Source organism: Candidatus Endoriftia persephonae (assembly GCF_023733635.1).
Lineage (GTDB): Bacteria > Pseudomonadota > Gammaproteobacteria > Chromatiales > Chromatiaceae > Endoriftia > Endoriftia persephonae.
The window spans coordinates 3,529,944-3,551,778 of the sequence record NZ_CP090569.1 but is presented as its reverse complement, the minus strand read 5'-3'; the positions used below and the strand labels follow the sequence as shown (position 1 = coordinate 3,551,778).

The window sequence follows — 21,835 nt, the reverse complement described above, 5'->3', positions numbered from 1 at the left end:
CTCGTCCGCACCTCGCTATCTATAGCCGGCCAGGTGCATCAGGCGATCCTGCAACTGTTGCGCGATCTGCGTCTGTGCGCTGTCGCGGGTGGCGTTGAGCTGTTGTTCATAGTCCGCCTTCAGGGCAGCGAGCTCGGCCTGATGTTGTGTTGCGACCCGCTCTTCGGCCTCTGCCTCGACCCGCGCGGTGAACGGGGTGACGATGCCAGCTAACTCCTGTAGGGTGCGCCAGATATGCAGCCGGTCAGCGGCCATCTGCGCCAGTTCAGGATCGACCCGCAACACCATAGCATCCCCTTTGCCCTGAGTGACCGAGAGGATCGGTGTCTTCTTCTGTCGCGCCGCTGGCTCGAGTTCGAGCCAGTCGAGCAACGTGGTGGGGGCAGGATCGTTATCCGCCAGCGCTCGGAAGCGGCTGGCAAAGCGTTGCTCGGTGAGAGCCCAGTGGGCCGGGGTGAGCGGCTGGCCATCATCGCTGTTGTGTAGCAGCGCACTGCGGGCCGGATTGCCCTGCAGATCGAGGCGGCTGCCGAATACGCCTTCGCCACGAGGATCGTAGCTGAACAAGGGGAAACTGCGGCTGCGCACCGCCAGTCGCGCCTGCTCCAGGGTGCGATCGCTGGCAAAGCCGTGGCGCAGCGGGCTTGGAGCGTGCAGACGCATCAGTGCCGGGCCGCTGAAGTCGAGCGCGCTGCGCAGACTGCGATGCAGATGCGAGGGATCGGCGATGCTGCACTGGGCGACGAAGGCGCTGCGCTGGGCGAGTGCCATCAGGCCGAGATTGGTGCGGGCGTCGTGACTGGCCGCAAGTGGCTTGCCCTGCTGCTCGATCTGATCGAGCCCGCCGTCGAGCTCCGCCAGCAGGATCACCTTGATCGGCAGGCCGGAGTTGAGCTGGCTGGCGATCTGCGAGAACTCCTCGCCGCCAAGCGCCTCCTCGCTGCCGATCAAAAGCAGCGGCGGACAGAGCGCGCGCTCCTCCGCGCTCAGGTTGTCCCATGTGAGCTGCTGTGGCGCGATTGGGTTGCGTCCCGCCTCGCCCAGCTCCTGTTTGGCCTGATGCACTAGGCGCAGGGTCTGCAGGGCCGTCGCCAGCTGCCCCTGCAGCAGCCCCATGGCGAGTTCGCTGGTGGCGCCCGGCAGGCCGAGGCTGACCGGCACCTGGAACGGGTTGAGCGGAAAAGTAGCCGCCCATTCGCTGATGCTGCCGGGGGCAAGGGCGATGCCGTAACGGGCGCGGCCCAGCCCCTGTGGGCCCTGCACCAGCTGCCAGTGGTGTTGGCTGAGTTTTTGCGCCAGCCGGGTCAGCCGGGCCAGGCGCACTGCATCCACGCCGCTGCTCTCGAGCTGGTCGTTGGTGTGGTCGATCAGCTCTGAGATCTCGACACTGCGGCTCTGCAGCTGCTCGAGTCGCTTGGAGAGGGCGTCGAGATCCGCGCTAGGTAGCGCATCTACCAGGGTCTCGCGGATCAGTCCGCTGATCCGGCTCTGCAGCTGTTCCAGTTCACCGGCAAAGCGATGCAGCAGCGGCTGCATACGAAACTCGGTGGTACCGAGGATCTGCCGCAGCGCGATCTTCTCTCCCGAGCCCGCCTCGGCGGTATCGCCGCTGGCCAGCGCCAACAGTGCATAGCGGGAGAGTTGCTGCGCGCCCATCGGGCCGGGTTCGGCCTCACCGGCAACACGCTCGATGGTTTCAGAGGGGGTGTCGGGGAGCTGCTCCCAGGCCTGCCACTGCTGTTGTGCGCTGGCGAGCCGTTGCTGGTCCTGGGGCTGCGGGGTGAGCGCCTGGGGCTCGCACACTGCGATGCAGAGGCCGCAGGCCTTGCAGGCCTCGGGATTGATAGTAAGGGTGAGCAGCTCGCCGCCATCCTTTTTCAGCTTTTCGCCCTGGTGAAACAGCGTCTCGGTGATTGCCAGGGGCAGGCAGCCGAGAGCCGCTTCGACTCGTGCAAGGGCGCTTTCTGCCGCCTCGCGGCGCTCCTCCGCCAGCGGCGCCTTCTGCTGTAGCCAGTCGAAGGCCTCGTGGATCAGCTGCTGCGCACTATCGCCGCTGAACTCGCCCTTGCGGCCGCGGGCACTGATGCGGGCGCCGAGTTTGGAGGCCATCGGCCGCAGCGCATCTGCGCCGCTGATGCCAATGCCGGCGTTGATCAGCGCGGTGGGGCTGATGGCGGTGCTGCCGATGGCGCTGTCTGGGCAGTTGCTCCAGCAGTCGCCACAGGCGGTGCAGGCGGCTGGGTCAAATACCGGCAGCAGGGTGCGGCTGCCGCTATGGTCGTTAAAGGTGGCGGAGAGCGGCGGGATCACACCGCTGGCGAGATAGGGGTCGGGGGTCAGCTGCGCCTGCTCGCCCTGCCGGTAGAGGATGCCGGCCTGGTCCCAGAAACGTGGCAGACTGTCGTAGCGGTCACCGCTGGCCTGCAGGTGACGCACCGCTGCCGGCAGATGGGACGGCTCAGCCGGCGGCTGCTGGCCGGTAGGTGCGGGCAGTGCTGTGTGTCTCACCGACTCCAGTCCGGCGTTGAAGGCCCGCAGCAGTGAGTCGGCACGCTCGGCAGTCTCGGTTTTGAGCTGCTGTTCATGACTGCTGAGGAATTTACGGGTCGAAATTGCGCTCAGCAGTCCCTCTGCCAGGGTGGCGTAGAGGGCACCGAGGGCCAACTCGCCGCGCTGTTCGGGCTTGAGCCATTTGGGGGCCGGGTAGAGAAACAGTTGCGGGTCGCGGCTGCGGATCTGCCGCTGCAGCCTTGCCGGCAGTCGCGTCAGGGTGTTGCTCTCATCATCGCCGGCCTGTAGCAGCAGTATGCCGCCCTTGCGCAGGCGCTGCAGCGCCGGGATCTGCTCGGTGGCGCCATGCAGCTCCACCAGCAGCAGGTCGAGCGGGGCCTCGTCGCCGGGATCAGTGGGGCTGCTTTGACTGAAGCAGAAGCTGTCCTGAGCCCGCTCACCCCAGCGTGGGGTGTGCTCGCCAAGACGGCTGCGGATATAGCCACCGGCGATGCTGTGGATCAGCGTAGCAGCCTCTGCCAGTAGGCTGGCACTGCTGTCGGCGGGGCGGTCGACAGCTAGGGTCAGCAGGGCCGGGTCGCTGCTGGCCGGTTCCTTCTGCCTGGCGCGCAGACCGAGGGATTCGATCTCCGGGTAGTCGCGGCGCAGACTGTCGAGCAGTACCTGGCGCTTCGGCTGGTGGGCGTTGCTCTGGGTAAAGTCGATGCCAAGGTAGCGCTTGCTGCTGCTCTCACGATGCGCGATCTGCAGCAGCTCGGTCAGGTCAGCGCTACGCAGCGGAAAGCCGCCACAACCGTAGATTACCGACTCAAGACGTGGTGCAGCGCCACTGAACTCGCCGCGCTCCTGGCCTCTGCCAAGAATCTGCCGCAGCTCCCGCAACAGCGGCGGATCGCCTGCCAGCGGGGTCTCGGCCCGCTCCATCACGATCAGGCGCTTTTTCCCTTGCAGCAGCTTGAGCAGGTGCGTCTCCGGCAGCGGGCGCAGACTTTTTAGCGCCAGCAGGCCAGTGGCCTTGCGCTCGCGTTTGTTGAGCTGACGGTGTGCCTGTAGCGCCGGCTCGAGGGTGCTGCCGAGCAGGATGATTAGCTGGTCGGCTTGTTCGGCCTGCTGGCTGAACAGGGCGCTATAGTTACGACCGGTCTCGGCGTTAAAGGCATTGAAGGCCTGTTCGAGGCTATCTGACAGTTCGCCCTGCAGAAAGGTGGCGTTGGCGGCACGGCTCAATCCCTGGGCGCGTCCATCTCTGTGCGCTGACTGCAGGCTCGGTCGGTCGAGGTTGTGCCAGCTTGGTACGGGCGGGCGTTGTTCTCCGAACAGTAGCCGCTCGGCGGCGCTCTGGCTCTGCAGGTCCTTTTCGGTCTCGCCGATGTAGCGCTGGATCAGCGCCGGCGAGAGCAGCTGCACATCCTGCAGCGCATTGGCGGTCTCGCCGCTGTCGATGGCGATGATGGCGGGGGTCAGGCTGGCCTCTGCGACTCGGCGGGCGATCAGGGCAAAGTCCACCGCCTCCTGCACATTGCCGGCGACCAGCAGTAGGCAGCCGCTGTCGGCGAGCTGCTGCAGCGCCTGGTGGCTGCTGCCGGATTTGTCGATGTCGCGGTTGCGCGCGTGGATCACCAGTGGCAGACGTTGTTCGACGGCGCGCTGCAGCAGGTCGAGGGCGCCGCTAAGCTCGCCGCTGTCGAGAAACAGGGTGGCGCGGCGTCCTGCGCTGGCGAGCCCGATGGCGCTGGCCAGCGCGCCGCGGGCGCTGGAGGCGCTGTGGCTGCTGAGATGTTCGCCAAATACGTTATGCAGCTGACGGCTCTCTTCAGAGAGCCAGGCGAGATTGGCGTGATCGGTACCGTGGCGGTTACTGATCGCAGCGTTTTCGGCGATACAGGCCTCGGTGATGGCGATGGCGCTGGCGCCATCCAGCAGGGTATGGATGCCGCTGTCCTGCGGCATCAGCCCGGCGGGGGTGCCAAACAGCTTGCGGTAGAGTTTGATGGCGGTGTTAGTGAAGGCGGGCATATCGTTTTTCACTTTCGGCTTGGGCGCTCTGCTGTTCGATGAACTGGCCATCCTCCAGCCATTGGATGGCGGCGGTGGGGCAGCGGCGGGTGGCGAGGTCGGTCATCGGCGCGCCCGATTTCAGGTCGATCAGCGGCAGATTGTCGCTCATGGTGATGAGGCCGGGGGCGGCGTCTGCGGCACATTTGCCGCAGGCGTCGCAGCCCACTGAGCAGAGCACGGTGACCGCCTCGCCTTCGAGGGGGTTGTTGCACTGCACGTAGAGTTTCTGCGTTAGCGGCAGCAGTTCAAACAGGTCTTTGGGGCAGGCCTCGACGCAGTCGCCGCAGGCGGTGCACTTCTCGACGTCTACCTGGGGCAGGCCGTTGGCGTTCATATGGATCGCGTCGAAGTCGCAGGCGACCTTGCAGTCAGCCAGTCCGAGGCAGCCCCAAGAACAGCCTTTGCCACCGCCGGAGACGGTGGCGGCGGCGCGGCAGCCCTCGAAGCCGGCATATTCGGCGATCTGGAAGGCCTGAGCCTTGCCGCCGGCGCAGCGTAGCCGGGCGACTTGCTTGTCGGCTTGGCCGGCGTCGACGTCGAGAAAATCGGCAATCGCGTCGATGGTGGCTTCGTCGGCGACGGTGCAGCCGCTGGGTTGGGCCTTGCCGGCCACCAGGGCCTCGGCAAACGGCAGACAGCCGGGTTCGCCACAGGCGCCGCAGTTGGTGCCGGGCAACAGCTCATCGGTGGTGGCGATACGCGGATCCTCCTCCACCTTGAGGAATCTATAGGCGACCGCGAGGATGATGCCGAAGAATAGCCCGATGCCGGTCATGATGCCGGCAGAGGAGACGAAACTGCTGAGCAGCTCAGACATACCGGACCTCTGCTTCTACCTGGAGCTGGTGGCTCATGCTGGCTGCAATGCGTTGTTCCTTGCCGTCAGCAGTGCTGTCACCAGCGCCGTCAACATAGCCGTGATTTGTCGTGTCTCGGAGATCCATTGATCACCTATCGATGGTTCGATGTGCTCGATCTTTTGGCCAGTCTCGATCTGCCGGAGCAGCTCTCTGCAGGCCTTGCGGGCCGAAACCAGATGGTCGGCGCAGTCGTTGAAGGCAGTGCGCGCACGTCCCTCAGCGATGCTGGAGGCGATAGCATGACCGATCTGGGTTATCTGGTCCCAGAAGTCGAAGTCCTGGCAGTCGATCAGCTCTAGGTAGATGTCAGTACTGAGTTGCGTGGCGCGGATCCAGACCTCTGCACACTCGAACTCGACTGCCACCTGCTTATGCATCTTCTCTGCCTCGATTCCCTGTTGCTCTCTCAACAAGAGCCATACAATCTCGCGCTATCTCTGACTTGATACCTGTTTCAGCCTGCCGCTCAGTTGTACGCTGCCGCCCGTTCGATCAGCTCATCTAGCCCGGGCTCAGCGTCGTTGAGTGGTTTGCCCGGGTGGATGCAGTCGGAGGGGCAGATCTCTGCCGCTTCCACCATCTGGGCGAAGGTGCCGGCGCTGGCGTCAGCAATGTAGGCCTGGTTGCTATCGTTGTAGACGAACACCAGTGGGTTGATCGCCAGGCAGTCGTTACAGCTGGTGCAGAGTGGGCTGTCGATCCAGGGGTCTTCGTAACCGCCGATCTCCTCCTCTGTCTCCGCCTCGTCTGGCGCCTCCGCCTCAGCCGTCGGCTCGCTGACATCCGCTGCAGCCGGGCTGGGTTGTACCGGGGTAGTGGCTGCAATGCGCGGTGTGGCGCCCGTGAGATCCATGCCCATCAGTACCTCGGTGAGGCGCCCCATCACCTCGCTGGCGGCCTCGGCACGTACGCTGTTGATCTCAGCTTCGTGGGCGGCCAGCAATTCGGCGCGCTCGGCATCGGCGGCGGCCTGGATCTCGGCGCGTGCCTTGGCGATGCCGCTCTCGATATATTTGCTACCGATGCCGGCCATCTCCTGCAGGCTGTGCCAGTAGTTGAGGCGGTCGCGGCAGGCGTGGACCAGGGTCAGGCTGACCGCCAGCTGACGCAATTCGCCGTTGGCGTTGATCGCCCAGACATAAGGGATGTAGGCATCGGTCTGCTGCTGTGGCAGCGCGAGGTAGTCGGCAATCGGCAGTAGATTGTCCGACTCGCAGACCAATGGCACCGGCGTGAAGTGGCGATGCAGGCGCGGGATTAGCAGTGCATAGTCGGCAAAGGTGAAGGCGCTCTGTGTCTTGATGACCTCGCCGTCGTTGTCGATGTAATTGAACTCGTGCAGCGGCCAGTCGCGATCGGGTTGGGGGTTGCCGCTGAAATCGACCCGCTCGGCGAAGCTGTCACCTTGCGCCGGGTTGAGCTGGAAGAAGGGGTGGACCCGGCCCTCCAGGGCGGCGCCGGCTACCAGCCAGGCGTTCAGCCCGACCCCCTGCCCCAGCGGACGCATGCCGATGTTGATCAGATGCAGGCTGGTGCGAGTCGCATTGAAAGCGGTGGTGAACTGTTGCAGGAGGTGTTCATGGCGCGCTGCAGAAGTCTGCCCGACCACCGCCTGGCGGTGGGCGATGCCCAGATAGCCGAGTTCGGTACGGAAGTGGGCGAAGGGGTCTTCTTCGGTGTCGCGGCCGGGATTGGCGTGGGCCAGCACCCGTACCATGATCTGCACCGGCCGGCCGGAGTTGAGCAGCCGTGAGAACTGTGGCATCGCTTGGTTGGCGACGCGCAAAGCGGTCTCCAGGGCGATCACCGCCGGCACCAGTAGCAGCTCGTGCTGGGAGAAGGCCTCCCAGTTGAAACTGGCGAACCAGGGATCGTGGATCGAGGCGTCGTAGAGATCGTCGATCTCGAGCTGGGCGATCCGCGCGGCGGCAAATACTTTGGCGAGGCGTGCTGCCTCTTGGTCGAATAGATCTTGGGCGGTGGTGCATGGGTCGTCGGAGACCACCGACTCGAAACCTTCGATGTCACTGAAGATGGTGCTATCCAGGTCTTTCAGGTGGACAAAACGCACCAGGGTGGGTTCCTGGCGGTACTCCTTGAGGATCTCGAGGGCGGTCTGCACGCGCTCTCGGCGCTCTGCGGACATGCCGACCGAACCCTGCGAGTGGTCCATTACCTGGGAGAGTGCGTTGACATCGAAGAGCTCAGCACTGCCGCCAACACTCTCTTTCAGGTGCTCCGGTTTACGCCCTGAATCGGATTTCTCCTTCTCGATATTGAGCAGCCGGCCGAGTCCGAGGATCTGTTCCTGAAGCTGTTCCTGAAACTGCGCCTGACGTGGGATCACCTGATGGCGGATCACATGGATCAGCAGGTGGATGGCCGGGTGGCGACCATAGGCGAGCAGTTGTCCCCCATCCGGGATCGCCTCCAGCAGCTTTTCCAGGTCGTCACTGAGGCGGGCGCTGCTGTCGCTGTCGAGACCGAGTTGCTGCACCATCTGTTCGCCGAGCTGTTGTAACAGCGGGCGGGCAGGCACTGGGGCTTCATCGTCCTTGGTGGCCTGGCGCAGCGCCTGCTCAATGCGCGGCAGGTTGTCTTTAAGGATGCGGGCATTGTCTGCGCCGGGAGCAACTGATTCGAGCGTTTCGCTGAGAAATTGGCTAAGGGGCTTAGCCAGCTCGGCAGCCTCAGCTGCCTGCCCGTCTTCAGCTACAGGGTAGAGAAACAGGGGGTAGTCGTAGCGCAGACGGGAGGCATCCCGGTAGGGGGCCAGCAGCGCGGGGAGATAATCGTCGCCAAAGGGCTCCAGCTGCTCTTGCACTCCCGGGTTGCCGAGATGAAAGTGGCGCAGAGTGTAGAGGATATCCTTGCTCGCCTCGGCATCTTTGATGGCGGGCGGTTGTGCCGGCAGGGCAGAGCCTGCGCTGCCGGCGGTGGGTGCATTGGGTTCTGCGTTCATAGCGCGCTGCCTTGCCCTGGAACGGTTTTGTTATTAGATGGAGAAGGCGTCGATAGCCTTGTCAATGGCCGCCAGCTTCTCTTCGTTGGTCTTCTCCAGGCCCTGGGCCGAGAGATCTTCGTAGACCACCGCGTCTGGATTGCGGTAGAGCAGGCCGAGCGGGATGCGCGTGGTGTCGTGGGCCAGCGCCATGGCGCCGAGCCAGTCGGCCGGGTCGTGCTCCTGTGTCTCTTTGAAGACGCGCAACACCGAATCGTCCATCGGGATGCCGTTCTCGTGGGTCAGCACCAGCATCTGCTCCGGGTTCTCCTGCATCGGTTTGCAGAACTCATCGGAGAAGACCGGGCAGCGCTGCAAGATGCGCACGAAGCTGGTGCCGCGATGCTGGTGGGCCGCCTTGATCGTCTCGTAGAGCATCGGCGGGTTCCAGTCGGGTACCTGGGCAACAAAGGAGACGTTGCTGATGCTCAGGGTGGTGGTCAACGGATTCAGCGGCGGCAGCAGTGCGCCTCTGGGGTGGGTGTTGGTCTTCATCCCAGTGGGAGTGGTGGGAGAGGTCTGCTTCTTGGTCAGACCGTAGATGCCGTTATCGAAGATCAGCACTACCATGTCCATGTTGAGACGCATGGCGTGGATCCAGGGGCCGGCGCCGATGGAGAAGCAGTCGCCGTCGCCGGTGGCGACCCAGACGTCGAGGTCGGGGCGGCGTGACTTGACGCCATTGGCTATCGGCAGGGCACGGCCGTGCAGGCCGTGGAAGCCGTAGGTGCCGACATAGTGGGGCATGCGGCTGGAGCAGCCGATGCCGGAGACGAAGACGCTCTTCTCCGGCGGCATCTGCGCATCGCGCAGCACCCGGTGGGTGGCGTTGAGTACTGCAAAGTCGCCACAACCGGGGCACCAGCGGGCCTCACCGCCGGCGTAGTCGCCGAGGGTGAAGTAGCGTTCAAAGACTTCGAGAGACCAGTCTGCTTTCAATCCAAACATGCTGACTCCTCCTTAGTTGTTCAGGTCAGCGAGCTTGCCGCTGATCACGTTGTAGAGCATGCCGGGCTGCAGCGGGTGACCATACACCACCGACCAGCAGTCGATGTCGACCAGGGTCTGGGCGCGCAGGATGATGGCAAGCTGGGCCAGCCGGCGATTCTCTTCGGTGATGAGCGGGTGGCTGAGATCGTCGCTGTAGTTGATCTCGATGGTCATCACCTTCTTGTAGTTGCTGAAGATCTCCTTCAGATGCGGCTCCATCGGCGAGAGGAAGCGCAGGTGCAGCTGGGAGACGCTCTTGCCCTCGGCGCGATGCAGGTCGACCGCTTCCTGCACGGCGCCCATGGTGGAGCCCCAGGAGACGATCAGCAGGTCGCCTTGCTCGTCGCCGTGCACCTCGGGCTTCTTCAGGGTCTTCTGCAGCGCGGCCAGTTTGCGGCTGCGCATGTGCATGCTGGTCTGGTGGGTATCAGAGTCGTAGGCCACCTTGGAGCGGCTGGTATGTGACAGGCCGGTCAGGACGTACATGCCGTTGCGCTGGCCTGGGATTGGGCGCTGCGACAGGCCAGTCTCCTCATCCCAGTCGTAGGCGGGCACGTTGGGGTCCCAAGGCGACTGGTCGATCGGCGCTGCCAGCCACTCCTCCTGCAGTTCGGGGCGGTTCCAGGGCTGCACGCCGGTGGCCAGGTTGGCGTCGGTGAGCATGATCACCGGGCCGCGAAAGGTCTCCGCCAGTTTGCGCGCCATGATCACGAAGTGGAAACACTCCTCGATGGTGGCGGGGGCGATGATGATCTTCGGTGCGTCGCCGGGCATGCCGTAGAGGGAGGAGAGCAGATCCGCCTGCTCCACCTTGGTCGGCAGACCGGTGGAGGGACCGCCGCGCTGCACGTTGATGATCACCAGCGGGATCTCCGACATTACCGCCAGGCCAATCATCTCGGTCTTCAGCGCCATGCCGGGGCCGGAGGTGATGGTGCAGGCGGTCTTACCAGCGTAGGAGGCGCCGATAGCGAAACCGATGGCGGCGATCTCATCCTCTGCCTGGTGCACGAAACCGCCGACTTGGTCGTAGATGGCGGCGATATAGTGAGAGGCGGAGGTGGCTGGGGTGATCGGATACATGGATACCATGTCCATGCCAGAGGCCATCACGCCGAGACCGATCGCCTGGTTGCCGTTGCAGACCAGCACCTTCTCTTCGCCGGTGAGCGCCTTGGGCTCAATCTCCCAACTGTAGGGGATATTGTTGCGGGCATATTCATAACCGGAGTTGAACAGGTCGATGTTTGGCTTGATCACCTTCTCGCCTTTATGGGCGAAGGTGGCGGCTATCTCGCTGCGGGCCAGGTCGGCATCCCGGCTGTAGATCTCACAGATCATGCCGAGCACGAACATATTCTTGCCCTTGCGCGCATTGGCGACGATCTTCAGGCACTCCTCCTCCATCGGTATCTCATGGACGATGAAGCCGTGTTCGGAGAGCTCCTTGATCGCGGTGTTGTACTGCTCCTGGATCTTCTCTTGCGGGTCGCTCTTCCACTTGTTCTCCAGCAACACGATGGAGCCCCTCTTGTAGGCGCCATTGGCGATACGCGAGTAGAGCACCTGCTCGTTGAAGGCGACCACGAGATCGGCCTCGTTACCCATATTGGTGACGCGCTCGGAGCCGATCCGAACGCGAATACCGGAGGCGCCGGCTGGTGAGCGGGCCGGGGGCTGGATCTCGGCGGGGATGATCTCTACGGTCCAGACCCCATTGCCCATCTTGCCGCTAACAGAACCGAGGGTCTGCCCGCATTTCTGGGCGCCCTCGCCGGAGTCTGAGACGATCTCAACGATATGTTCGTCGATCTTTGTGGCGGTTTTATTGCCTTCGAATTCGTCCATTTGGACGACGCTCTGGCCGCCATCAGCATGCTGAGTCATAAGCCACCCTGAATTTTCGGTTTTGGCTGGGAGTGAGGCCTGGCCCCGATCCCGCCGCATAAGCGCTTAACTGTTTCTGTCCAGCGGGCCAGTCCGGCCTCTCAGCCTTAGGATCTGGCATGGTCCACGGGGATGGTAAACAAATGCGCCACATCGGCGGGTGTGGACAGCCGTCCGGCTCGGGGCGGTTGCCAGGAGCACGGCCTTCTGGAGCTGGATTGTATAAATTTTGAGCCGGGAAATATGGCAAACAATCACCCGCCCGGTCAAATATTTTTTTATTGCCTAATGATTGTTTTATGCATGTTTGTGTATTTTGCTGGCATAAGCCCACAAATTGCGTGGATGTTCGACGAATATAATGAAGTGGTAAAATTTCTGGGCAAGACGCATGGAATCTATGTTAGCGGGGCTCGATCGCCTGCATATACTCATCCCGAAAGTGGTAGAGGGAGCTTTCGAGTACCTTGACTGCGCCATCAAGCAGGTGGCAGCGCCCGGCTCCCGGCAATACCTTGCAGAGGTCGTAGAGGGACTCCAGGTCGGCCTGGCTGCCCTGCCCGGTGTCGATCTTGCTCAGCAGCAGTGAGATGTAGTAGGTACCGGTCTTACAGGGCGGGCACTGGCCGCAGGAAGAGTCGGCAAAAAAGTTGACGTACTCGGTGACCCGCTTGACGATGCCGGTGCCCTCGGAGACCACGATCATCGCGCCGGTGCCGAGCGCCGAGCGGCGCGCCGTCACCGATTCGAAGTCGAGCGGTACGTCGAGGTCCTTGGGTGTGAGGATGGTGTTGGAAGGGCCGCCGGTGAAGACTGCCTTCAGTTCCTTGCCCACCAGCATGCCGCCGCCATGCTCGAAGATTAGCTGCTCTAGCGGTGTGCCCATGGGCAATTCGTAGGCGCCGGGTCTGAGTACGTCACCGCTGAGGCAGTAGATTTTGGTCCCGGTGGCCGCGCCGATCCCCAGTGCCTGAAACCAGTCGGCGCCGTGGCGCATGATGTGAGGCACATTGGCCAGGGTCTCGGTGTTGTTGACCAGGGTCGGGTAGCCATGCACCCCGGACTCGGCGGGAAACGGCGGTTTGCCGCGCGGAAACGGGAAGTTGCCCTCCACCGATTCGATCGCTGCGGTCTCCTCGCCGCCAATGTAGTGGCCGGAGCTCTCCATTACGCTCAGCTCGATCGGCTTGCCCATCTGTTTCGCCAGCGAGAAGTAGAGCTCGGAGTCTTCCCACTGGGCCACTGCCTTGCGCATCTGTTCGAGGGAGTCGTGCTGCTCCGGGTTGATGTAGAAGATGATGCGGTTGATGCCGCAGGCGAGCGCACAGATGCAGGCCCCTTCGATTACCTGATGCGGGGTCTCGCTGAGCAGGATACGGTCCTTGAAGGTGCCGGGTTCGTCTTCGTTGCCGTTGACGATCAGGTATTTGTCGGTGGCATCCTGCTGGGCGGCGAGAAAGCGCCACTTCTTGTGGGTCGGGTAGCCGCTGCCGCCGAGGCCGCGCAGGCCAGCCTGTTCGATCTGCGCAATCAGCTTGTCCGGTGTCTCCAGCAGTGCTATCTGCAGCCCTTCACCACCACCAGCGGTGTGCCAGGCGTCAAAGTCGGCGCCAACCCGGATCGATTCGTGCAGCAGCACTTGATTGGATCGAGCCATGATCTACCTCTGTTTGTGGCGCCGCAGGCCGTCGTAGTCAGCGTCGGCGTCGAATTTGGCGTACTCGGGGAACAGCAGTGGCCCCTTATGATCCATCGGCATGGCTGCGGTCATCAGCTCGCGGCGCAGGCTGCTGAGGTGCTCGATGGAGATCTTGGTGTGGGGCCTACCGTGGCTCTGTTCGGCGGCATGCTGGCCGGCGCGCCGACCGAAGCTGATGATGTCGAGCAGTGAGTTGCCCATCAGCCGGTTTTTGCCGTGGATGCCGCCGCAGACCTCGCCGATGCAGTAGAGCCCGGAGGTGCTGGAGGCGCCGTTTTTGTCGATTACCACGCCGCCGTTTTGGTAGTGCAGGGTGGGGTAGATCAGCAGCGGGGTGTGGGTCGGGTCAACTCCGCTCTTCTGTCCCAGCTGCAGTAGTTTGGGGAAACGCTGCTGCAGGATGCCGGGCTTGCGCAGCTCCAGTCCCGGGGTGTCGAGCCAGATGCCGACGGTCTTTTCGTCGACCTGGATGCCGCGGCCCTCCCGGCACTCGCGGATGATCGCGGCGGCGACATGATCGCGGGGCGCCAGCTCTTCAACAAAACGTTCGCCGGCGGCGTTGAGCAGGTAGGCCTCGGAGGAGCGCACGCCTTCGGTGATCAGGGTGCCGGCGAGGTGCTGTGGAAAGGCGAGCCCTGACGGGTGGTACTGGAACGAGTCGAGGTCACGCAGCTTCGCGCCGAGGCGGTAGGCGAGCACCAGGCCGTCGCCGGTGGCGCCGAAGTGGTTGGAGGTGGGAAAGCCGTTAAGGTGCATACGGCCGATACCGCCGCTGGCGAGGATCACCGCCTTTGCTTTCACCAGGGTGTAGCGGCAGTTCTTCAGGGAGGAGAGCACCGCGCCAGCACACTCGCCATGTTCGTTGGAGAGCAGCTCCACCGCCGGGTTGTAGTCTCTTACCTCGACTGGGCTGTTGCTGACCGCCTCGCGTAGTACCCGCATCATCTCCAGGCCGGTGTAGTCGCGATAGTAGACCACCCGTGGCGCCGAGGTGCCGCCGGCGCGGCGGGTCAGCAGCTCGCCGTACTTGTCCAGGTCGAACTGCATGCCCTGTTGGATCAGCCAGCGGATCACTTCCGGGCCGTCCAGCACCATCTGCGCCGCCAGCTCGCGGTCGACATAGTGGTGGCCACCCTTGAGGGTGTCATCGAAGTGCATTTGCGGGGTATCGCCCTTCTCCACCGAGGCCTGGATGCCGCCTTCCGCCATCACCGTGTTGCTGTCGCCGAGGCGCAGCTTGGTCGCCAGTGTCACTTTGGCACCGCTGCGTGAGGCCTCAAGTGCAGCGGCACAGCCAGCGCCGCCACCGCCGATCACCAGTACATCGGTCTCGCAGATGTTGGCACCGGCCAGATCGGCCTCGTCGATACGCGCATCCGACTGCAGCATCTGGGCCAGCTGATGGTGGCATGTGTTGCCCTTGTTGGGGCCGACCTGCAGTTTGACCATCGAGCCTTCGGTGTGGTCTGGGTGGAACTCACGCAGCAGATCCTGGGTTGGGGTCTTGTCTGTCGACGGGTCGCGGAATTTGAGTGGTGTGTAGCGCTTGAGCGCTTCGCTGTAGGGGATGCCGTTGGCCATGTTGTTTCCGGAGCTGGGGCTCAGTAGGTAACCTGCAGGTCGCCCTTGCGCAGTTTTTCCAGTCGGTTGATCAGGTTCGAGGGGCGGATGTGGAAGTAGGCGGTGACGCGGCGCGAGAATAGCCCGACATGGTTGGGGGAGATGTGTTCTGGGCAGGCGGTCAGGCAGAGGTTACACATCACGCACTCGACGAACAGCTCACCGGCCTCGCGGAAGCGCCCCTTGGAGGCCAGTTCGACGCCCCGTTCCACCTCGATGCCCTTGGGGCAGGACTGGTTGCAGCCACTGCAGTGACGACAGGCTTCGGCCTCAGGGAAGATCTGGTGGAACCTGGCCTGCACCTCCCAGGAGTTCTTGATGTCGTCGAGTTGGTAGGCGTGGTGGGTCGGGGTCGGGAAGACCAGGAAGTTGACCTGCATGCCCTCCTCCACCAACAGCTGGCAGCCTAGCTCCATCTTCACCTCGGGGCTGTCGGCGCGGCGCACCATCACCCGGCAGGAGCCGCACACCCCCTCCAGGCAGCCAACGCTTTTGACGCGTGGGTAGCCGGCATACCAGAGGGCCTGGATCACCGAGTGGTCCTCTGGAGCGGAGATCTCCTTGCCATTGATGCTGAGGCTGACCAGCTTGTCGCTCGATTGGTTCATAGTGGCTTCTTTACAGTCCGGTGCGCTCGACGCTCGCCTTGACCGCCTCCAGGGTGGTCTCGAACATCTGCTGCTCCTCGGCGGTGAGCTTGAACTCCACCACCTTTTCGACGCCGCCGCTGCCGATCACGCAGGGCACGCCCATGAAGTAACCGTCGACGCCATATTCGCCGCGACATAGCACGGCGGAGGCGATCACTCGCTTTTTATCCTTCAGGTAGGACTCGGCCATCTCGATGGCGGCGGCGGCGGAGCTGTAGAAGGCGCTGCCGTTGCCAAGTAGGCCGACGATCTCGGTGCCGGCGTTGCGGGTGCGCTCGACGATGCGCTGGATCGTCTCCTGATCCAGCAATTCGGTGAGCGGGATGCCACCGACGCTGGCGGTGCGGGTGACCGGGATCATGGTGGGGCCATGGCCCCCCATCACTAGGCAGGAGACATCCTTCACCGAGAGGCCGGTCTCCATCGCGATGTAGGTGCGGAAGCGGGCGGTGTCGAGTGCACCGGCCATGCCGATGATGCGCTCCGCGGGCAGACCGGAGAGCTTGTGGAAGGCGTAGACGATGGAGTCGAGCGGGTTGGTGGTGAGGATCACGAAGGCGTCCGGGGCATGCTGCTTGACTGCCGTGGCGACCTTTTTGGTGACGCTCAGGTTGATATCAAGCAGGTCGTCGCGCGACATGCCCGGTTTACGTGGCACGCCGGCGGTGACGATGATCACGTCGGCACCGGCGATCGCTGCCATTTCGCCGCTGCCGCTCAGTTCAACATCGACGCCGTCCACCGGGCGCATGCCCATCAGATCGAGAGCCTTGCCTTTCATCGGATTTTGCAGGTGCGGTAGGTCGATAATCACGACATCACCCAGCTCCTTCTGGGTCGCTATCATCGCGAGTGTGCCACCGATCTGGCCGCCGCCGATCAGCGCAATCTTCTTTCTCGACATTAAAAACTTCCTCAGGATTCTTCTACTTGTGTCCGCATCTGTCGGGCATCTTTGGCCGAAAAGTGCCGAAATCATAGGGAAGTCGGTGTTTTTCGGCAGAGGGGGCGTATCGTTCAACGTTGCCCCAAGACGCGCGAACCACCAATCATAACCCAACCGGGTTGGGGGGTAAAAAATGCTGCCTGCTGCTATGACCGTCTGCCGTGCTGATCGTGGCTATTATTGGAGAGCGGGTTTGTGAAGCAAGGAATAACAATGAACAAAATTACTATTGTGGGTGCGGGCCGAGTCGGTGAGACCACCGCGCAGATGTTGGCCGAGGCCGAGTTGTGCCGGGAAGTGATGCTGGTGGATATCCGCGAGGATGCGCCCCAAGGGGTGGCGCTGGATGTGTTGCAGACCTCGAGTTTCTTCCGTTTCGATACCCGGGTCTCCGGCTCCAACGACCCGGCGGCGATGGCTGGTTCGGATCTGATCGTGGTAACTGCCGGGGTGCCGCGTAAGCCAGGCATGTCGCGTTCCGATGTATTGGAGGTGAATCTGGGTGTGATCGACGGCATTGTCGACAATGCTCTGCAGTATGCGCCGCAGGCGATGATGCTGGTGGTGAGCAACCCGGTGGATGTGCTGACCTTCCGCGCCTGGCAGCGCAGTGGTTGGGCGCGCGGGCGGGTGTTCGGTCAGGCCGGGGTGCTGGATGCCTCGCGTATGGCCAGTTTCATCGAGATGGAGACCGGCTTTTCCTCCCGCGACGTGACCACCATTGTGCTAGGTGGCCATGGTGATTCGATGGTGCCCCTGCCCCGTTTCTGCACCATCAACGGTATTCCCATCGAGCACTTCATCAGTCGCGAGAAGATCGATGCGATCATCAAACGGACCCGTAACGGCGGGGCGGAGATCCTCTCGCTGCGCAAGAACAGCAGTGCCTACGATGCCCCTGCCGCAGCCATCACCTCGATGATTGATGCGATCGCCAACAATCGCCGGCGCATCATGCCGACGGTGGCGATTCTGCAGGGGGAATATGGCGCTGAAAAAATCGCGATGGGGGTGCCCTGTGTGCTCTCCGAGGTGGGGGTCGAGTTGGTGGTCGATCTGGGCCTGACTGCGGAAGAGATGGCGCTGTTCGAGGCCTCGGCGGCGGCGGTGCGGGCGGATATCGCCAGGTTGTAGTGGCTTGGCAAGGAAACTATTTCCTGGGAGATGAATGATGACAGAGAAATATTTTTTACTGCAGGATGAAGCGGCAGGGGAATCGATCAGGTTGTCGGTGAGGGAGTCGGTGCAGGGGCCGCCGGCAATCGATGTTTCCAGGCTCTATCGGGATAGCGGGATCTTTACCTACGATCCGGGCTTTATGTCCACAGCCAGCTGTGAGAGCCGCATCACCTATATAAATGGTGAGGCAGGGGTGTTGGAGTATCGCGGTTATCCGATTGAGCAACTGGCGGCTCAGGCTGACTTCATCGAGGTGGCCTATCTCCTGCTCTACGGCGAGTTGCCAAATGCAGAGCAGCTGCAGCGTTTTGATCACCTGATCACCTACCACACGATGCTCAACGAGACACTGAAAAACTTCTTCAGCGGCTTCCACTACGATGCTCATCCGATGGCGATCATGGTGGGTGTGGTGGGTTCCCTCTCTGCCTTCTATCACGACTCCCTCGATATTGATAATCCTCGCCATCGGGAGATTTCAGCGCATCGCTTGATCGCCAAGATGCCGACGATTGCGGCGGCCAGCTACAAGCACAACATCGGTGAGCCGATCGTCTATCCCCGCAATGACCTTTCTTACTGCGGCAACCTGCTGCGCATGATGTATGCCACCCCTTGTGAAGAGTATCAGCCCGACCCGGTGGCCGAACGGGCGCTCAACCTGTTGTTCATCCTGCATGCGGACCATGAGCAGAACGCCAGCACCTCCACGGTGCGGCTGGCCGGCAGCTCTCAGGCCAACCCCTTCGCCTGTATCGCGGCTGGTATCGCCTCGCTCTGGGGGCCGGCCCATGGTGGCGCCAATGAGGCGGTGCTGAACATGCTGACGGAGATTGGTGATGTCGCCAATATCGATAAATATATCGCCAAGGCGAAGGACAAGAATGATACGTTTCGGCTAATGGGCTTTGGCCACCGGGTCTACAAAAACTATGATCCACGTGCCGGCATCCTGCGGGAAATGTGCCTGGAGGTGTTGGAGAAACTCGCCGACAGCAACAATCCGATGTTTGAGCTGGCGCTGAAGCTGGAGGAGATCGCTCTCAGTGATGAGTACTTCGTGGAGCGCAAGCTCTATCCCAATGTCGACTTCTACTCGGGCATTATCTACCGGGCGCTGGGGATCCCAAACAACATGTTCACGGTGATGTTTGCCATCGGTCGTACGGTGGGTTGGGTGGCCCACTGGATGGAGATGATGAGCGATCCGCTGCAGAATATCGGTCGCCCGCGGCAGATCTATAAAGGTGCGCCGCGGCGTGACTATGTGCCACTCGACAAGCGCTGAGTGGAGCGGTCAGGTCGGCGTCTGACTGAGCAGTGCGCTGAGCTGATCACGGTTGATGCCTCTGATCGGCTGGTCGCCGCCGGGTTCGAGTGGTCGGCTGTAGCGTCCTTTCGGGGGCAGCACGATCAGTTCAAAGGCGCTCTCACCGGCGCGAAAGCGGAAGCTGGGCATGGGTTTGGGATGGCCGTTGCCAAACCGCAGCAGGTGTTCGCTATCACGCCAGGGGATGTTCAAGTCGGAGAGGGCGAAGATCACCTCTTCCGGAGTGTCGGCGAATAGCAGCAGCTGGATCGCTGAGTTGCGGTCTGCGGTGCCGGCCTGCACCGCGCCGACCAGCAGCGGCAGAAAGCGGCTGAGAGCGTGCATCGCTTCGAGGGCATCGCGTTGAAGCTGCTGCAACGCGCTGGTCTGTTGCTCACCCAGAAACAGCCGCTGCTGCTCGCGCAACGCCTCTTCGATCTCCTCCCTTCGCGGCATCTGTCGTAGGTCGTTGAGGCCGAGACGGTTTGCCGCCTTGCGGCTGGCGTAGGCGTAATCCCCAGAGCGCTGTTCAGTCAGGATGCGCGCAGCTTCGTAGGCGATGCGGCGCTGAAGTTCACGTTTGTCGGCCTTCATCTGTTGTTTTAGAAAGGATCGACCTCGGATGTTGATGTGTCGCCGCCGTTGGGGTTGGAGGTGGTGCTTGGAGTTGTTTCGCTGCTGGGTGGTGTTGGCGCGTATTGCTCGCGAAAGGTCTCGAAGATTGCGTTCTTCTGGCTCGCGCTCACCGCCTCACCGGTCTCCGGATCGATACGCACGGTGACCATGCCGGGAGGCATCTCCAGAGACGATTCCGGTTTTCCTTCCAGGGCGACCCGCATGAAGTCGATCCAGGCCGGGAGCGCCGCTCTGCCCCCCACTTCACCCCGGCCGAGGGGCTGGACGTCATCGAAACCGACCCAGACGATGGCAACCAGGTCGCGGTGGAATCCGTTGAACCAAGCATCGCGTTGGTCGTTGGTGGTGCCGGTCTTGCCAGCCAGATCGCTGCGGCCGAGCTGCTTAGCGCGGGTTGCGGTGCCCGACTGGATTACATCGCGCATCATGGAGTTCATCAGGTAGTAGTTTTGCGCGGAGATGACCCGTTGAGCGCAGCGTTGCGGGGGGGGCTCGGTGGCGTAGAGAGGAGCGGCTTTGTCCGCGGCGGTTGGGCTGGATGTCTGCTCGGGTGGCTCACAGACGATCTCGGGTTCGGCTTTGAAAAGGGTTTCGCTCCGGTCGTTTTCAATGCGTTTTATCAGGTATGGCGTGATGCGATAACCGCCATTGGCCAGCACGGCATAGCCCTGAGCCATCTGCAACGGGCTGATGGCGCCGCTGCCGAGGGCGAGGGAGAGGTCGTGTGGTAGTTCGCTTTTACTGAAGCCGAAACGGCTGATGTAGTCGAGGGTGGTTTCGATGTTCATCGACCGCAGCAGCCGTATCGAGACGAGATTGCGGGATTTTTTCAGCGCATAGCGCAGCCGGGTCGGGCCAAAAAATCGACCGCTGTAGTTCTCCGGTCGCCAGGCTGCCTCCAGTGCCGGGTCTTCAAATACCACCGGGGCGTCGTTGATCAGGCTGGCGGGAGTGTAGCCTGCTTCCAGTGCGGCGGAGTAGATGAATGCCTTGAAGCCAGAACCGGGCTGGCGTTTGGCCTGGGTGGCCCGGTTGAACTTGCTCCAGTAGAAGTCGTAGCCGCCGGTGAGGGTCTGGATCGCGCCGTCGTTGGGGTTGAGGGAGATGAAGGCCCCGGCAACTTGGGGGATTTGCGCCAGACGCCAAATGGGTTCGCCCTCTGGCTGCGGTTCACGCGTAACGCGGATCAGGTCGCCGGGTTTGAGGATCTCAGCGGCGTTTTTTGGTGCGTTTCCGACCCTTTCCTGGTCGATGAACGGAGCGGCCCAAGCGAGACCTAGCCATTCAAGCGTGATGCTGTCGCCGTTACCGATGTAGACCGTGGCGGATTTTTCCTGCACTTCGGTGACTATGCCGCTGGTGAGTTGAGCGATCGGCTTGAGCTCTGCGAGCAGTGGATCGAGGGTTTCCGGGGTGGAGGGCTGTGGCAGTGTCCGATTGCCCTCCGCGCCGCGGTAGCCGTGGCGCTTATCGTAGGCAAGTAGGCTGTTGCGCAGGGCCGTGTTGGTGGTCTGCTGGAGGCGGCTGTCGATGGTGGTGAAGATGCGGTAGCCGCCAGTATAGGCCTGGTTGCCAAAACGGGCGACCGCCTCGGCACGGGCCATTTCGGCTACGTAGGGTGCGTCTACCTCGCTGAGCGCCTGGTGCAGGGAGGCGCTCAGCGGGGCGATGCGGGCCGCCTCATACTCTTCAGCAGAGATGAAGTCCAGGCTGCGCATCCTGCCGAGCACATAGTTGCGGCGCTGCTTTGAGCGCGTGGGGTTGCTGATGGGGTTGTTTTTTGAGGGTGCCTTTGGCAGACCTGCAACCATGGCGATCTCCGCCAGTGTGAGTTCGCTGACCGGTCGTCCATAGTAGACCAGCGCGGCAGCGCCAACGCCGTAGGAACGATGCCCCAGATAGATTTTATTGAGGTAGAGTGCCAGGATCTCCTCTTTGCTGAGTTCGTTTTCGATCTTGAGGGAGAGGAAGATCTCATTGAGTTTACGGGTGAAGGTCTTCTTTCGACTTAGGAAGAAGTTTCGCGCCACCTGCATGGTGATAGTGCTGCCGCCCTGACGGCGCTCTCCGGTCAGCAACAGCTGGAATGCGGCCCGTAGTAGGCCGTGATAGTCAACACCCGGATGTTCGAAGAAGCGGTCATCTTCGGCGGCCAGGATCGCCTGGATCAGGCGCTTTGGTACCTCGTCATATTGTAGTGGCTGGCGACGCTTCTCGCCGAATTCGGCAATCAGTTTGTTGTCGTTGCTGTAGATTCGAAGCGGGACCTGAAAATGGATGTCTTTAAGAACATCGATGGATGGCAGGTCAGGCTTTAGATAAAGGTAGGTGCCGTAGATACCGGACAGGCCCAGCAAAAACATGACGAGAGCCGGGAGAAGGATGAATTTTACGATTTTATGCAGTGGCTTCATGCGCTACATCACAGAAAAAAGGGGTCCTGGGAGACCAGAATGGAGTGCTCGTAGATCGAGCCATTGGGCTCTTGG

At 62.3% G+C, this 21,835-nt stretch carries 14 protein-coding genes; 2 read left to right on the top strand and 12 right to left on the bottom strand.

Going from position 1 to position 21,835, the window contains the following annotated elements; translation table 11 throughout:
• Nucleotides 1-15 precede the first annotated feature (15 nt).
• From L0Y14_RS16085 to mdh (L0Y14_RS16040), 10 genes are all read right to left on the bottom strand, one after another.
• Nucleotides 16-4,527, bottom strand: coding sequence for a pyruvate ferredoxin oxidoreductase (locus tag L0Y14_RS16085; RefSeq protein WP_251859231.1), 4,512 nt, complete (start codon nt 4,525-4,527; stop codon nt 16-18).
• A complete protein-coding gene (locus L0Y14_RS16080; protein WP_006475424.1) occupies nt 4,511-5,386 on the bottom strand; it encodes an RnfABCDGE type electron transport complex subunit B in 876 nt (291 codons plus the stop codon). Before L0Y14_RS16080 ends, L0Y14_RS16085 begins: the two co-directional genes overlap by 17 nt.
• Before the next feature lie 33 nt (nt 5,387-5,419).
• Nucleotides 5,420-5,806, bottom strand: a complete 387-nt coding sequence (locus L0Y14_RS16075) for a four helix bundle protein (RefSeq protein WP_101841466.1) — start codon at nt 5,804-5,806, stop codon at nt 5,420-5,422.
• Nucleotides 5,807-5,895: 89 nt separating this feature from the next.
• The gene (locus L0Y14_RS16070) at nt 5,896-8,391 is read right to left on the bottom strand and encodes a ferredoxin (RefSeq protein ID WP_006475426.1); all 2,496 of its coding nucleotides are present in this window, start codon (nt 8,389-8,391) and stop codon (nt 5,896-5,898) included.
• Nucleotides 8,392-8,424: 33 nt separating this feature from the next.
• Nucleotides 8,425-9,378 (bottom strand): thiamine pyrophosphate-dependent enzyme, encoded by a 954-nt coding sequence (locus tag L0Y14_RS16065; RefSeq protein WP_005958509.1) that lies wholly within the window; start codon nt 9,376-9,378, stop codon nt 8,425-8,427.
• Nucleotides 9,379-9,390: 12 nt separating this feature from the next.
• Entirely contained in the window at nt 9,391-11,307 is a 1,917-nt protein-coding gene (locus L0Y14_RS16060) for a 2-oxoacid:acceptor oxidoreductase subunit alpha (protein ID WP_240991706.1), read from the bottom strand.
• A 403-nt stretch (nt 11,308-11,710) separates the two neighbouring features.
• A complete protein-coding gene (locus tag L0Y14_RS16055; RefSeq protein ID WP_005958507.1) occupies nt 11,711-12,964 on the bottom strand; it encodes a complex I 51 kDa subunit family protein in 1,254 nt (417 codons plus the stop codon).
• 3 nt (nt 12,965-12,967) lie between these two features.
• Nucleotides 12,968-14,587, bottom strand: coding sequence for an FAD-dependent oxidoreductase (locus tag L0Y14_RS16050; RefSeq protein ID WP_005958506.1), 1,620 nt, complete (start codon nt 14,585-14,587; stop codon nt 12,968-12,970).
• A 20-nt stretch (nt 14,588-14,607) separates the two neighbouring features.
• Nucleotides 14,608-15,234, bottom strand: a complete 627-nt coding sequence (locus tag L0Y14_RS16045) for a 2Fe-2S iron-sulfur cluster-binding protein (protein ID WP_005958505.1) — start codon at nt 15,232-15,234, stop codon at nt 14,608-14,610.
• A 10-nt stretch (nt 15,235-15,244) separates the two neighbouring features.
• A complete protein-coding gene (gene mdh / locus L0Y14_RS16040) occupies nt 15,245-16,180 on the bottom strand; it encodes a malate dehydrogenase (RefSeq protein ID WP_006475429.1) in 936 nt (311 codons plus the stop codon).
• 255 nt (nt 16,181-16,435) lie between these two features.
• Between mdh (L0Y14_RS16040) and mdh (L0Y14_RS16035) the strand changes: the two genes are divergently transcribed.
• Entirely contained in the window at nt 16,436-17,356 is a 921-nt protein-coding gene (gene mdh, locus L0Y14_RS16035; RefSeq protein WP_006475430.1) for a malate dehydrogenase, read from the top strand.
• A 37-nt stretch (nt 17,357-17,393) separates the two neighbouring features.
• The gene (locus L0Y14_RS16030) at nt 17,394-18,689 is read left to right on the top strand and encodes a citrate synthase (protein WP_006475431.1); all 1,296 of its coding nucleotides are present in this window, start codon (nt 17,394-17,396) and stop codon (nt 18,687-18,689) included.
• Between the two features lie 9 nt (nt 18,690-18,698).
• On the opposite strand, the gene L0Y14_RS16025 is transcribed toward L0Y14_RS16030, so the two are convergent.
• Nucleotides 18,699-19,304 carry a hypothetical protein gene (locus L0Y14_RS16025; RefSeq protein WP_006475432.1) on the bottom strand — a complete coding sequence of 202 codons (606 nt, stop codon included), beginning with the start codon at nt 19,302-19,304 and terminating at the stop codon, nt 18,699-18,701.
• An 8-nt stretch (nt 19,305-19,312) separates the two neighbouring features.
• Nucleotides 19,313-21,709, bottom strand: a complete 2,397-nt coding sequence (locus tag L0Y14_RS16020) for a penicillin-binding protein 1A (protein WP_006475433.1) — start codon at nt 21,707-21,709, stop codon at nt 19,313-19,315.
• Nucleotides 21,710-21,835: the final 126 nt, after the last annotated feature.

Coding starts and splice junctions, on each gene's coding strand:
- L0Y14_RS16080 (WP_006475424.1), bottom strand. CDS start 5,386: ATGTCTGAGCTGCTCAGCAGTTTCGTCTCCTCTGCCGGCATCATGACC.
- L0Y14_RS16055 (WP_005958507.1), bottom strand. CDS start 12,964: ATGGCTCGATCCAATCAAGTGCTGCTGCACGAATCGATCCGGGTTGGC.
- L0Y14_RS16020 (WP_006475433.1), bottom strand. CDS start 21,709: ATGTTTTTGCTGGGCCTGTCCGGTATCTACGGCACCTACCTTTATCTA.
- L0Y14_RS16030 (WP_006475431.1), top strand. CDS start 17,394: ATGACAGAGAAATATTTTTTACTGCAGGATGAAGCGGCAGGGGAATCG.
- L0Y14_RS16075 (WP_101841466.1), bottom strand. CDS start 5,806: ATGCATAAGCAGGTGGCAGTCGAGTTCGAGTGTGCAGAGGTCTGGATC.
- L0Y14_RS16050 (WP_005958506.1), bottom strand. CDS start 14,587: ATGGCCAACGGCATCCCCTACAGCGAAGCGCTCAAGCGCTACACACCA.
- mdh (WP_006475429.1), bottom strand. CDS start 16,180: ATGTCGAGAAAGAAGATTGCGCTGATCGGCGGCGGCCAGATCGGTGGC.
- L0Y14_RS16025 (WP_006475432.1), bottom strand. CDS start 19,304: ATGAAGGCCGACAAACGTGAACTTCAGCGCCGCATCGCCTACGAAGCT.
- L0Y14_RS16085 (WP_251859231.1), bottom strand. CDS start 4,527: ATGCCCGCCTTCACTAACACCGCCATCAAACTCTACCGCAAGCTGTTT.
- L0Y14_RS16065 (WP_005958509.1), bottom strand. CDS start 9,378: ATGTTTGGATTGAAAGCAGACTGGTCTCTCGAAGTCTTTGAACGCTAC.
- L0Y14_RS16045 (WP_005958505.1), bottom strand. CDS start 15,234: ATGAACCAATCGAGCGACAAGCTGGTCAGCCTCAGCATCAATGGCAAG.
- L0Y14_RS16060 (WP_240991706.1), bottom strand. CDS start 11,307: ATGACTCAGCATGCTGATGGCGGCCAGAGCGTCGTCCAAATGGACGAA.
- mdh (WP_006475430.1), top strand. CDS start 16,436: ATGAACAAAATTACTATTGTGGGTGCGGGCCGAGTCGGTGAGACCACC.
- L0Y14_RS16070 (WP_006475426.1), bottom strand. CDS start 8,391: ATGAACGCAGAACCCAATGCACCCACCGCCGGCAGCGCAGGCTCTGCC.